This is a genomic window from Pirellulaceae bacterium (genome assembly GCA_029243025.1).
Classification (GTDB): domain Bacteria; phylum Planctomycetota; class Planctomycetia; order Pirellulales; family Pirellulaceae.
The window spans coordinates 1-13205 of sequence record JAQWSU010000029.1 but is presented as its reverse complement, the minus strand read 5'-3'; the positions used below and the strand labels follow the sequence as shown (position 1 = coordinate 13205).

9 protein-coding genes are annotated in these 13205 nt (G+C 53.3%); 4 read left to right on the top strand and 5 right to left on the bottom strand.

Annotated elements, in window-relative coordinates:
• Window positions 1-194 precede the first annotated feature (194 nt).
• The 3 genes from P8N76_12575 to P8N76_12565 are packed head-to-tail and all read left to right on the top strand — an operon-like array spanning window position 195 to window position 4925.
• The gene (locus tag P8N76_12575; GenBank protein ID MDG2382497.1) at window positions 195-1748 is read left to right on the top strand and encodes an Hsp70 family protein; all 1554 of its coding nucleotides are present in this window, start codon (window positions 195-197) and stop codon (window positions 1746-1748) included.
• Entirely contained in the window at window positions 1745-2995 is a 1251-nt protein-coding gene (locus tag P8N76_12570) for a molybdopterin molybdotransferase MoeA (GenBank protein MDG2382496.1), read from the top strand. Before P8N76_12575 ends, P8N76_12570 begins: the two co-directional genes overlap by 4 nt.
• Entirely contained in the window at window positions 2985-4925 is a 1941-nt protein-coding gene (locus P8N76_12565) for a molybdopterin biosynthesis protein (GenBank protein MDG2382495.1), read from the top strand. Before P8N76_12570 ends, P8N76_12565 begins: the two co-directional genes overlap by 11 nt.
• 34 nt (window positions 4926-4959) lie before the next feature.
• Here P8N76_12565 and P8N76_12560 read toward each other — a convergent pair whose 3' ends face one another.
• The 4 genes from P8N76_12560 to P8N76_12545 all read right to left on the bottom strand — a co-directional run bounded on the left by P8N76_12560 (window position 4960) and on the right by P8N76_12545 (window position 10495).
• Window positions 4960-7233 carry an ABC transporter permease gene (locus P8N76_12560; GenBank protein MDG2382494.1) on the bottom strand — a complete coding sequence of 758 codons (2274 nt, stop codon included), beginning with the start codon at window positions 7231-7233 and terminating at the stop codon, window positions 4960-4962.
• Window positions 7230-8186: an ABC transporter ATP-binding protein gene (locus P8N76_12555; GenBank protein MDG2382493.1), complete on the bottom strand. Its 957-nt coding sequence runs from the start codon at window positions 8184-8186 to the stop codon at window positions 7230-7232. Before P8N76_12555 ends, P8N76_12560 begins: the two co-directional genes overlap by 4 nt.
• 155 nt (window positions 8187-8341) lie before the next feature.
• Window positions 8342-9187, bottom strand: coding sequence for a formylmethanofuran dehydrogenase subunit C (locus P8N76_12550; protein ID MDG2382492.1), 846 nt, complete (start codon window positions 9185-9187; stop codon window positions 8342-8344).
• Between the two features lie 612 nt (window positions 9188-9799).
• Entirely contained in the window at window positions 9800-10495 is a 696-nt protein-coding gene (locus P8N76_12545) for a hypothetical protein (protein MDG2382491.1), read from the bottom strand.
• 172 nt (window positions 10496-10667) lie between these two features.
• Between P8N76_12545 and P8N76_12540 the strand changes: the two genes are divergently transcribed.
• A complete protein-coding gene (locus tag P8N76_12540) occupies window positions 10668-11309 on the top strand; it encodes a molybdenum cofactor guanylyltransferase (GenBank protein ID MDG2382490.1) in 642 nt (213 codons plus the stop codon).
• A 5-nt stretch (window positions 11310-11314) separates the two neighbouring features.
• Here P8N76_12540 and P8N76_12535 read toward each other — a convergent pair whose 3' ends face one another.
• The gene (locus P8N76_12535) at window positions 11315-12982 is read right to left on the bottom strand and encodes a formylmethanofuran dehydrogenase subunit A (protein ID MDG2382489.1); all 1668 of its coding nucleotides are present in this window, start codon (window positions 12980-12982) and stop codon (window positions 11315-11317) included.
• Window positions 12983-13205 lie beyond the last annotated feature (223 nt).

Below are 13205 nucleotides of genomic sequence, written 5' to 3'. Positions count from 1 at the left end.
AGCCGAGCTTCTCTCGCCAAGCTGCCCAATTGCGAAAAGCGGCAACTCTGCGTATTGTAAGGCAGTAGCTTTAGGATCGCCGGCACGAATACTCCCTGGAGTCAACGTGGTCGCTCGCCGGACTGGTCTTCTCACATCACGATCTGCAGAGACAATTCGAGACACTCTCTAACCAAACCAACATACGTCCGGCCATGTCAAAGTCTCCTGCTATCGGAATCGATCTCGGAACAACCTACTCGGCCATTGCCTGGGTTGACCCAACCGGACGTCCGCAAACGTTAGCCAATGCCGAAGGCGACAAAGTAACACCCAGTGTCGTGTTATTTGAAAACGATGAAGTCGTAATCGGCAAGGAAGCACTCAAAGCGATTACCACTGATGCAGAACAAGTCGCCCAATGCATGAAACGAGAACTCGGTAGTCGCTCGTTTGCCAAACAACTGGGCGGTCGACACTATCCCCCAGAGGCACTGGAGGCCTGGATCTTACACAAAATCCGCACGGACGCCGCTCAAGCGATCGGTAACTTCACAAAAGCGGTAATCACGGTTCCTGCCTACTTCGACGAGGTTCGACGAAAAGCAACGCAGGATGCAGGATTCATCGCTGGCTTAGAGGTGATTGACATCATTAACGAGCCGACCGCGGCCGCAATCGCCTTTGGCTACGAACAAGGTTTCCTGCGCGAACACCACACACGCACGCGGCCGTTGCGAATATTGGTCTATGACCTGGGAGGTGGCACCTTCGACGTCACCGTCATGGAAATTAGCGGAACGGATTTTACAGCTTTAGCAACCGACGGAGACGTTCGTCTCGGAGGACTCGATTGGGACGGTCGATTGGTCGATCTGGTGGCTGAAGAATTCATCCGACAATTCGATTTGGACCCGCGTGAAGATGCAAACACGATGGGCAGATTATGGCGCGACAGCGAGGATGCGAAACGCACTCTTTCTGCGAGACAAAAGGCGACAATCCCCTGTGATTATCAGGGCAAGGCTTTGCGTCTTGAGGTAAGCCGTCAACAATTCGAAGAAGCGACCCAGGACCTCTTGGATCGAACCAGTTTTACCACCCGGCAAACGTTGCAAGCGGCCGGGCTGGGATGGAACGACATCGATCGAATTTTGCTCGTGGGTGGCTCGACCCGCATGCCAGCGGTTGCAGGTCTCCTGAAACAAATGTCACAAATCGAACCGGACACTTCTGTCGCTGCGGATGAAGCTGTCGCCCACGGCGCAGCACTCCACGCCGAGCGCCTCTTGGCAGAAAGCCGTGGAGAGCCGGCAAAATTTTCAGTCAAAAATGTGAACTCCCACAGTCTCGGAGTCGCTGCCTCCGATCCGCTGACACGACAGTCCCGTAACGCAATCATCATCCCCCGAAATACCCCTTTGCCGATTACGGCGAAAAGAATCTTCAAAACTCAAAATGATGGTCAGAAGTCCGTTTTGGTGCAAATTGTTGAAGGCGAAAGCGCTTCCGCCGATGAGTGCGTTCAACTTGGACGTTGCACAGTTCGCAACCTGCCTGCCGACCTACCGGCACAAAGCCCAATCGACGTTCGCTTTTGCTATCTAGAAAACGGTCGATTAACCGTCACCGTTCTTGTCGGCCCTGCAGAGAACTGGGAACAACACGAGATCACACGCGTCAACAGCCTCACAAGTGAACAGCTTCGGACTTGGCGTGAATTCGTCACGGGAATCTCTGCCAACCGTCCGCTGGACTCAACGTCATGAACAACTCCAAACAACCACGTAATTTTTCCGACGTTCGTATGAGGGGCTTTACAAGCCGCTCGACGGTCACAACGGTCTGGCAGTGGATTGACCAACACAGCGGTTGGCTTGACAGCGAGTCCGTTTTTCTCGGCAACGCATCTGGGCGTGTGTTAGCCGATTCGATCACGAGCCAAGTTGACGTGCCTGGCTTTCGCCGTGCGATGATGGACGGCTTCGCCGTTCAGTCGGCGGATACCTTGGGCGCGACACCCTACAATCCACTCAAACTCACCATTACCGGCGAAGCATTCCCGGGCCAACCTTTTCTAGGTCATGTGCAACGGGGGCAAACGGTTCGCATTATGACCGGCTCGCCAATGCCCAACGGCGCCGACGCTGTGCTGCCTGCTGAACGCACACAAACCGAGGCGTCACATTTGCTGGCTCAGGGAGAGGTTCCGCCACAAAAGCACGTCGGGCATCGGGGGGAAGATATCCCAACGGGCACATGTATCCTGGAACGTGGACGACGACTTCGCCCTCAAGACCTTGGTGTTTTATCGTCGATTGGCGTAGGACAAGTCTCGGTGATCAGACAACCCAAAATTCGTCTTGTGATCACCGGCAATGAACTGGTTGCCAGTGGCACCGTACCAACGGGTTACACAATCGCTGATGCCAATGGTCCGATGCTCAGCGCATTGGTCCGCCGAGACGGTGGTGTGGTGGTTGAACACGGCCTGACACCTGACACAGAATCAAGTATTCTTACAGCGATGCAGGACGATGTTGATATTGTGATCGTTTCTGGTGGTTCAAGCGTGGGACTAGAAGACCACGCTCCACGTTTGCTGGCACAGAACGGAGAACTTGCAATCCATGGCGTGGCAATGCGCCCCAGCAGTCCCACCGGCATGGGGCGCATGGATGATCGGCTCGTATTTTTATTGCCAGGCAATCCCGTCTCATGCCTCTGCGCCTACGACTTTTTCGCAGGCCGAGCAATTCGCACCCTCGCGGGTGGCTCTTTGGATTGGCCCTATCGGCAATCCACCCTACCACTACGGCGTAAGCTTGTATCACAGGTTGGACGAGTCGACTATGCCCGAGTATCAATTGTCGATCAGGCCATTGACCCCCTCGCTATTTCAGGCGCCTCGCTGCTTAGCTCGACAACTCGCGCCGATGGATTTGTCATCATTCCGACAGACAGTGAAGGTTATCCCCCTGAACATCAAACCGAAGTCTTCCTGTATGACGCCTAAATCAAGCACATCACAACAACAATTCCTCAATGTGATCGATCGGGATGAAGCGGAGCGACGTTTCCACGCGGCCATCAGCAGATCACCTCGTGCGGAGGAAGTCGTATCGCTAGAGACAGCCTGGGGACGCGTCCTTTCTCGCGACGTGACATCTCAAATTGATGTACCGTCCTTTGATCGTTCAAACGTGGACGGCTTTGCCCTACGGGCTGAAGACACGTTTGGTGCGACGGAGGAGATACCCCGCGCGTTACGCCTATTGGATGAGGTGCTGGCAACGGCCATCGTGCCACAGTCCACCGTAACTTCTGGAACGGCTGTGCCGATCGCCACCGGAGCGATGCTGCCGCGTGGCGCGAATGCGGTTGTCATGGTGGAACACACGGAGACAGAAGGAAAACTTGTACGGGTCAACCGTTCACTGACGCCAGGAACGGCAGTCGCATTCGCTGGCACTGACATTGGCGTGGGAGAAACCGTACTCCGTGCGGGCGAATTGCTGACGAGTCGTGAAACGGGTGTCCTGGCAGCAATCGGTGCCGACAAGGTTTTTGTCTGGAGGCGTCCGCGTGTTGCCATCGCCTCCACAGGTGACGAGATTATCGCTCCCGGCAAAGCCATGCGTCCCGGAATGGTATTCGATTCCAACGCCCAAATTCTGTCCGATGCGGTTCGCGAACTCGGGGGCGTCCCGGTCAACTTGGGCATCATCCACGACGATCGCTCCGCACTCGAAGAAACCGTTCAGCACGCCATCGCGACCGCCGACGTTGTGCTGCTTTCAGGCGGCACGAGCAAAGGCGCAGGCGACATCTCTTATCAAGTTGTGCAACAACTGGACGACCCGGGTATCGTTGCTCACGGCGTCGCCCTCAAACCGGGCAAACCGATCTGCTTGGCAGCCAGCCAGGGAAAACCCGTCGTCATCCTCCCTGGATTTCCGACGTCAGCCGTGTTTACTTTTCATGAGTTCGTGGCCCCGGTCATCCGGCAAATGTCCGGACTTCCCCCACAACGCCATGGAGTGGTGAAGGCAAATATGGCAACGCAGATCAATTCAGAAATTGGCCGCACAGAATACCTGCTGGTCGGATTGGTTGGTGCTGACACGCAGCAGGAACCTGCACAACTCACGGCTTATCCGATGGGTAAAGGCTCTGGTTCAGTCACCACTTTCAGCCGTGCGGATGGCTTTGTGACGCTCGACCGTCATGAAGAACTAATCGAGCAAGGCTCAGCGGTTGAAGTACGACTCTTGGGCCGAGACTTGGAAGTCGCCGATCTGGTCGTGATTGGCAGCCATTGCCTCGGCCTGGACTTGTTATTGAGCGAACTCCAGCAGCTCGGATTCCGCAGTAAGTTTTTAGCTGTTGGATCAACTGCAGGTCTGTACGCCGTTGAACGAGGCGAATGTGATGTGGCAGGTATTCATTTACTGGATGAAGCGTCAGGCGAATACAATAGTCCTTTTCTCAAGCCGGGGATGAGCCTCATTTCCGGTTATCATCGCTCCCAAGGACTTGTATTTCGTCAAGGCGATGCGCGTTTCGAAGGAAAGCAAGTCGCCAGCGCAGTGGCAATGGCAAAAGAAGATGCCAACACGCTGATGGTCAATCGAAATCAAGGCAGCGGCACTCGAGTCTTAATTGATCAATTGCTCGCTGGGTTTCAACCGGACGGTTACGCTGTCCAAGCTCGCAGTCACAACGCCGTGGCAGCAGCCATTGCTCAACGACGCGCCGATTGGGGTATCGCGATCCAGCGTGTTGCCGATCAAGCGAATCTCGGGTTCTTACCCCTCACGGACGAACGATTTGACTTCGTTGCCCCCGAAAGCCGACTTGAACGCCCGGCTGTCAAGCAGTTACGGCAACTGCTGCAATCCGATAAAATAATCCAACGTCTTGCAGCTTTGGGACTCACCCAATAACTCCACGATGGAGAGAGACTTCTAAGGTAGTTTCCTAGAATTCAGCGCGGGAAATGTAAACACAGGAGATGATTAGCACAACCCCTGTGAAGGCAAGGCTACTCCAGACCGGAGCCCATGGATCCGCTTTCAAATACATGGTATCCAATGAATCAGCTCTGCGACCAACGGACATGGCTTCTTTACCCGTCAAAATGTAGGTGGTTGTCTGCTGGAGCTCGCCCGGACGCGGAAAAATGGTGTAAATCGGATCAATTAAATACCAAGACAGCCGTTGCATCAGTGACCCAGTCGGCGCCCACTGCCGGACCACTTTACCAGCCGGCAACTCATACTCCGTGACTCGATTCCCTCGGTCCGCAACCACCATTTCCCGATCAGAAAGAAAATTGGCCGCGGAAATATCCCCCTGCCCGACCCAGGAATTCTCAAGCGGCTCTGCTGCAGCCGCATCATAAACCCAAAGATTCCGCGTGTGAAAAACGACCGCAAAAAAACTGCCGTCTGGCGAGGCCACAACATAGCGAGGCGCATTGTTGGCCTCAGGATGATACTGTTGCTTCACCTCCAACGAGTCTGCATCGATCACCTCGACAGAACCATCGGCACGCGCTACAACAATGAGTTTTCCAGCGGCGGCCATCACTGCGCGCTGCGAAACTTCGCTCAGAGCAACCTCATTCCTCAACATGTAATCTGCCCCCTCCCGCTGATAGGCATAAAGCTGTCCGTCTTTCCAAACGTAAAGCATGCCCGACGTTGGCGAAATTGCGACCTGAGCGCCACCGCCTAACGAAATACGCGGATCCAACACCACCTCTTCCGATGTACCCTGCTGATCCGGCAAGGGTATCTCAAAGCCGAAAATCTTCGGACGATCGGCAACAGGCGTTACAGAGTCTCGAAATCGAACGATGCCGCTCGAAGCGATAGCGATCGGCCGACCATCCTGTTCGTTCAACAAGGCAGATGTTTCTGACGGCGCGTCACCGACTTCGAGAGCGGCCCAACCATCTGCTGCCGTTCCCGTCAGCAAACGAAACTTTGGCCAACCCCGCTCAACCTGGATCAACCTCTTGTTGATTGGATCATAGATTGGCCCGATTTTCGTGATAATGAATGGCGGCACAAAAGATGGCCCATCGGTCGAAAACGCGTCCGTCCAACTCGTCGCTTCACTCGTCCACCGTCGCACCTGTCCATTGTCGGTCCTACTGAAGAGCTCTTCAGCCGCGGGAATAATTCGGACGATACGATTCGGATTGTGTACCAACGTGTCAATCATCAACTTCGCGTTACCGACGATAAAACAGATGAACCAAAAAACGATCGTAATCGTGACACACACCACGGTGTTGCGCCAAATGAGACCTGCCAATCCGGATACGGAGTAATAGAGGACAAAGAGAAACAGGAATACAGGAATGCAACATAACAGTCGGAGATTCCAGATCCCCAATCGCCAACCAACGATCAACCACAACCCAAGAATGAGATAGGTCGCATTGATCAAGACAAAAGAACATCCGCCAATGAATTTGGATAGGTACAACAACGAACGTGAAATGGGTTTGCTGAGCAGCAAATTGATAGACCCGGCATCAAACATGCTCGGGATGATCGATGCGGTCACCAAAATGCCACAAAATACGCCGACAAAACCGACGAAGAAATTCATAAAGGTTGCCAATGTATTCTCAACGAGATCCCTCACTTGCTCGTCGGTCATCGGCAAGGGAAAGCCCACATCCCAGTTGAAGTAGGTAAACAGAACAGAACGACTGGGGCGTGTACGAATGTGCCTAGGAAAGGCGGCTTCGAGCGACAAACGATTGAACCGTCGCAACTCACCTTCAGATAGATTCTCAAGTCCCTGATCAGCCAACTTCCGTGCCTCTTCGTTGAGTTCGGCCCCTCGCCAGACTTGTTGATCATAAAAGTCGAGGGTCGCAAATTCGGCATCCAGTTCGGCTGCAAGCTCTCGTTGCAGCTTAAACACGCGCATGCGTTCCTCGTCATCCGATTTGGCCGCGTGTTCCGCCAGTTTACTCAACAAATTATCACTCAATCTTGCCCGTAGACGACCCTCGGGTGTCTCAGTCGGCCCATCATCCGTATCCAATCGCCGCGCCAGCCCCTCCAAACGCATCAAGTCATTCGGCCCGAGGCGCGACGTTAACTGACGTTGCCAACCGATGGGAGAGATTGCCACGAAGACCAATGTGATTAGGAGCAAAAGGATCCACAAAACTCGCGACGCCAATGCTTCGCGAAATGAATCCTTGATAATCGCGAGGTAGGGTCTCATACGAGTTCAGCTTTCTCAGAAATCAGTTCCAAGAAGGCACTTTCGAGTGTTTTCTTGTTCCGATTCAATTGAACAATGCTGACATTATGTTGCCGTAATTGATCGACTAACGAATCAGCAGTGACTTGGTCCGGTACTGACAAATGAATGGAGTGAAGGCCGTCCGGCAAGGGAACAACCGTGACGTCCGGATAGCCGTTCGTCACTTCATGAATTGCTTTTTCGTCACCCGATACCTGAATTCTCAAGTCGGTCTCTGCAGTCGGCGTCAACGCGCCGATTGTCCCCACGAATTTCAACTGGCCGTGGTCTAAAATGGCAACTTGGTCACATATCAGCTCAACTTCCTGCAACAAATGACTGTTCAAAAATACGGTCCGTCCCTGATCTCGCAAATGATGCAATAGCTGCCGAATTTGCTGTCGCCCCACAGGATCGAGTCCATCCGTAGGCTCATCAAGAATCAACACATCCGGATCGTGAAGCAGAGCCTGAGCCAACCCTAATCGCTGCTGCATACCTTTCGAAAATCGCCGTACCGATTCACAATCACGCCCTGCGAGGCCGACCATCGTTAGCAAATCATCGCGTTTCTCTAAGATTTGGCGATTCGACAATCCATTGAGCTTGCCATAGAGTTCGAGTGCAGTTCGCGCACTTTGGTGCCGAGCAAGACGGAGGTGTTCCGGCAAATAACCAACACGGCGACGCCCACGACGATCTCCGGCCGCGTAATTCAACAAGCGAGCAGAACCCGCCGTGGAACGCACAATGCCCAAAAGAATCTTGATGAGTGTTGTCTTTCCAGCGCCGTTGGGACCCAAAAGACCAAAAACCTGTCCGGGAAAGACCTGAAAAGACACATCGTGCAACGCGTTCACGCGTTTACCAAACCAACCGTGGCGATACTCTTTCCCCAAATGATTGATCTCAATTGCTGGACGATCAGTCAACGACTCACTCCCTTTTATCACAAAAATCTCGTCAAACGCGTTCACTTTTCAACCGCGCTGCCGGGACACTGCGAAGAAACTGTTTTAACCTGATTGGTCCAACAAACCGGCATCCGTCTTCCAGGCCAACAGGGACCGAGGGCATGAACAACCTGCTAACCTGCGATGCAAGAAGATTCCCCAGCGCTGGAACGAATTAAGATCTCACCTCGGCCACCTTCGATAAAATCCCCGTTGTAAAGTGACAATTCCGCCAACTCAACTTCCGGTGGAAGTGAATATCCTAACCGTTCCACCTCTCGATAAACCAGGGTCAGCGCTTGAGAATCAAATCGACAAGCATACTTAAAAGTTGGCAACAGTTCCGGGGCATCGTCCCCAAAAAATCCGATGGTCCCGCGTTTCATACCAGCTCCATGCCGAATTCCAACCTCACCTAAGACCAAAATTGTGCCGGCCAACATATTGAATCCGATCAAATCACCGGCCCCACCCCCGACAACAATCAAACCTCGCCGCATGGTATGCCCGAGTTCGTTGCCGACGCCGCCTTCAACCAAGATTGTGCCTCCCGTCATGCCACGCCGACTACCTCGATAGGCGGCGCCAACGAGATGACCCGCGCCACCGCGAGCGTGAATAAGCCCTCCCTTTAACTCGCCGCCCAACCAATCACCGGCAGCTCCGAAAATGTGGATCTCACCGCCAGCCATCTCACTTCCAACATGCCGGCCCACATCACCATGAATTCGGACGGTACCTGACTTCATTTTGGCACCTATCCAGTGAACCCCCGCAAGCTCACCATGCCATTCAATACAGGGTTCGGCAGCATCACCTGCAACATCGAATAGATCTCCCAGGGTAGTTTCCTCATTACCGACAAATATTGGTTCACGACGAATTTCATCAAGCTCTTTTCCTACCAGTCGATCAGGAACAATCCCCTCGACCTCGACGGGAACAGAACACTTATTCCGATAAGTAATTTCTAACGCCATTACATTCCATCATTTTGAGTGCAGAGGTAAACAGAAGAGTATAACAATGGCAAGGCTGCTCCGGAGCGCTGGAATCTGATGCACCGATAACATCCGACAAAAAAACCAATCCTGCCCGATGGCGATTCGGCCTCTAAACAGCTCCCAAAGACGCCCAATGTCACAACCAATGAGAATCCCCACACATGATTGAAAAAGAATAACGGGGGCCGCGTGCGGTCAACTGGAGTGTGCTGTGAGCCCTCCCTGGGGCGGCTGCTTAGTAATGAACACTCGGAACCGTTTCGTCAAACAAAGCTGGCAACAAGTAAAGATAGCCAACCTTTCGATACGGTTGTCACTCCTTGAGACGGTGGTTCACCGATGCGAAAGGCCTGATCCGCTAATCTGAGCCTCTCAAACTGAGGTGCAAACAGCCTGACACGAATCGCATCGATGCCAGGGCATTCCGCTCTTCCTTGCCACTGCAGAGAACAACCGCAAACCTCGGCGGACACCTTTTCTCCCGGAGATCAAAAGGGCCGCCGAAGCCTCACGAATGTCGCCCCAAACAGACTACCGCTGAGCAACGTTCCCCGCGATCACAGACCAAGGCGAGACCTACCGCTCTTTTCAATCCCTCTGCTCGGGCCGCTGCGGACGACGTGAACGATTACCACGATCCGCACCGCCAGGACGCCCGCTTTGGCCTCCACTGAAACGGGCCTTGATCATCTCTTCCAACTCTTTCTTTGTGACATAGCCATCCCCATCGCTATCGATTTGGTCTGCTCGCTCCCGCATCCGCTCGGGTAATTCGTCCTGGCTGAGCTTACCATCATCATTGGTGTCAGCTTCCATCAGCCGTTCAATGAATTCAGCTCCACGACTTGCACCTGGACCTCCTCGCCCCGGCCCCTGGAATCGCTCCCGGCCCGGCCCATCAGGACGGCCGCCGAATTCGTTTCCCCGCGGTCCACCTCGACGATTTTCGCCCGCGAATTCGTCTCGCGTCAATTTTCCATCCTCGTTTTTGTCAAGTTTCTTGAGGACCGCCACGGCATTCGCCAGCTCTTCTGATGAAATCTCACCATCGCTATCAATGTCCAAGGCAATAATAATCATCGATCGTCCTTCTCGGGTTCCGCGTTCACCACGGCCCGCACCCCGCTCACCACGACCCGCGCCGCGTTCACCACGGCCCGCACCGCGTTCACCACGACCCGCTCGCTCATCACGATCTTGAGCCGCGGGGGGCTGGGCAACTGAAAAATCACCGATTAACAAAAAGGCCGCCAAAGCAGCTGGCAGGAGTCGGAAAATGGACATCGAAACTCTCCCGTTCATCTTGATTTGATTGGTTCGTGGAGCCAAATTTGGGTAAGACGGCAGCCGCTCCCCTCCCCACGTGCGGGCTCGGCAAATATTTGGCATATTAGACGTGAAACACCGCACAGAAGCTACAGTTTCGTCCAACATTCAAATTTTGTGTAAGGAAGCCATGACTGCAGCAATTATTCTCTGTGGAGGACAAAGCTCGCGGATGGGTTTTCCGAAGGCCAATCTGCCCTTTGGCCCAGAATCCATGCTTCAGCGAGTAGTTCGGCAACTGGAATCAGCGGTAACCACTCGAATCGTGGTTTCCGCGATCGGGCAGCCTTTACCCACCCTACCGGCGGATGTCCAAGTTGTCCGAGATGAACAGCCCGAACGAGGTCCGCTCGAAGGGTTGGCAGCGGGCATGAAGGCGATCAGCAATGTCGACACGATCTGTTATGCAACCAGCTGCGACGTCCCCTTTCTCAAGCCTACCTGGGTTCACCGCCTCCTGGAGTTGATGCGTGATGAGGATGACATCGTCGTCCCGGTCGATGGCCGCCACCATCACCCTCTGGCTGCACTCTACCGCCGGCGAGTCCTCCCGCTGGCTACTTCGCTGCTCTGCCAGAATCGCCTGCGGCCATTTTTTTTGTTCGAGGAGGCAAGCACTCGGAGAATCGACGTCAACGATTTACGGAGCGTCGACCCGGAACTTGATTCGCTCGTGAATATCAACAACGCTGAGGAATATCGCCAAGCCTTAGAGCGCGCGGAATACCCTTTCCCATCGCAACTGCACAAACAACTACGAGATCCGTCCTGAACAACTCAGCTGCCGTCGCAAGGAATCTGCTCTGCATCATGTAGATAATGCGCACCGACCGGATAATTTCGGAAACGAACCGAGTAATACTGTTCAAACCAGTCGGCAATCTGCGGTTCAATGTCGGTATCGTATTGAGGCCCAACATGTAACGTGCGGCCATAATGCTCCTCCCGAATATCTCCCTCTTCGACAAGGATTTGGCCGTCCTTAATCACGTACCTGGGCAATTCAAACATCGTTTCTTTATTTTCGTGGGGCGTATAGATTGTAATATCAGCATCCGCCCCAGGGCCCAGATGCCCCTTGTGATGCAGGCCCAGAATTCTTGCAGGCCCGGCGCGCGTAATGATGGCAATTTCATTGAGTGAGTACTCTCGATCAAGATCCGCCAAATTACACCGTTCGCGAATTAAAGGGTGCACGGTTTTCATGATGTCCTGGCGATAGGTGCGGTCCATGAGTAATCGCACAATCTGCGGATAGGCGAGAAAAGATCCACCATTTGGATGATCCGTACTCATCACGACTCGCCAAGGATCCTCGACCATCAAATACCACTCTAGCCCGATCGCCCACTGCAATGAATGCACCAAACTTTTGTTGCGATATTTGATGGGGGCGATACCGCAACCGGATTCGAGTTCGGTGTCCGAACTGAACCACTTCGTACCGTAAACATTGGAAAGAAAGTAACCAAGCGGTCCATCGCCAGTCATACTCGTCGTTTCACCGAACATGACCTGCCCGACGTCAACCGTCACATTCTCGTGCGAGTTGACGTAGTCGGCGAGCGGAGCCACTTTACTGTTGAAGGTATCCTCATCACCATCGCCACCACCGTAACTATGAAACTGAATATGGGTCATGTGCCCCCGATGACCATCTAAAGCCTCCATAGAATGCTGAGTTGTCAACCAGTTACCTGGCATCCCCAGATTGTTGCAATGTATGTGGACCGGATGAGGGAGTCCCAAATGGTCAACCGTTTTGGACATCGATTGGATAATCTGTCGTGGCGTAACGTCAAAGAAATCCACATTTGAGTCAATCGTCGAAACATTGCCTGCCTGCTGCTGCTTCCAGACTTCGACTCCGCCCGGATTCACCAACTTTGCAGCATACCCCTTGGCCGCACCAAGCAACCAAGCGACAAAGGCTTTTAAGCGTTCGGGATCCTTCTCGTGGATTGCATTCATCACGAAATGGTTGTTGCCCATCAAAACATAGAATCCCTTGTCGATACAGGGAGTGTCTGCGAATTCTTCATGGGCGTGCCGGGCCGACAACGGTGGCACAGCTGCATCGAATGCGGTCGTATAGCCAAGTGCGGCATATTTGTAACCGGTCGCAAAAGTGCTCGGAACACTGCCCATCGAACCGCTGTGTGTTTTTGAAGTTCGCTTTACAGGCTCGTCTCGCCGCTTTTCCTCTGGCCGCATCTTGCGCGCTACATTTACTTTCGGACCCGCAATGTGGCAATGCATATCAACGCCACCGGGCATCACCACCAAGCCAGTTGCGTTCAACGTCCGATTCGGTCGTACATGCGGATCCGTCGGTGGTTCGACAATCTTCCGCCCCTTGATCCAAATATCTTTTACCTGGCCATCGATGCCGTGGACAGGGTCATAGACATAACCACCCGAAATCTTAAAAAGAGAATCACTCATAGTGGAAACAATTCACAATCCCAGGAATCCCTCTCGGTCAACCGAGAGGCGAATCAGTTACTTTATTAGCACAATCGTCAAGCGAAAATCCTAACGAGAATCTTCATCTTCATCTTCATCTTCATCTTCATCTTCATCTTCATCTTCATCTTCATCTTCATCTTCATCTTCATCTTCATCTTCATCTTCATCTTCATCTTCATCTTCATCTTCATCTTAATCT

What these genes read in the sequence shown, in the direction of transcription:
- P8N76_12535 (MDG2382489.1), bottom strand. Translation starts at nt 12,982, where the DNA reads ATGAGTGATTCTCTTTTTAAGATTTCGGGTGGTTATGTCTATGACCCT.
- P8N76_12575 (MDG2382497.1), top strand. Translation starts at nt 195, where the DNA reads ATGTCAAAGTCTCCTGCTATCGGAATCGATCTCGGAACAACCTACTCG.
- P8N76_12540 (MDG2382490.1), top strand. Translation starts at nt 10,668, where the DNA reads ATGACTGCAGCAATTATTCTCTGTGGAGGACAAAGCTCGCGGATGGGT.
- P8N76_12570 (MDG2382496.1), top strand. Translation starts at nt 1,745, where the DNA reads ATGAACAACTCCAAACAACCACGTAATTTTTCCGACGTTCGTATGAGG.
- P8N76_12550 (MDG2382492.1), bottom strand. Translation starts at nt 9,187, where the DNA reads ATGGCGTTAGAAATTACTTATCGGAATAAGTGTTCTGTTCCCGTCGAG.
- P8N76_12560 (MDG2382494.1), bottom strand. Translation starts at nt 7,233, where the DNA reads ATGAGACCCTACCTCGCGATTATCAAGGATTCATTTCGCGAAGCATTG.
- P8N76_12565 (MDG2382495.1), top strand. Translation starts at nt 2,985, where the DNA reads ATGACGCCTAAATCAAGCACATCACAACAACAATTCCTCAATGTGATC.
- P8N76_12545 (MDG2382491.1), bottom strand. Translation starts at nt 10,495, where the DNA reads ATGTCCATTTTCCGACTCCTGCCAGCTGCTTTGGCGGCCTTTTTGTTA.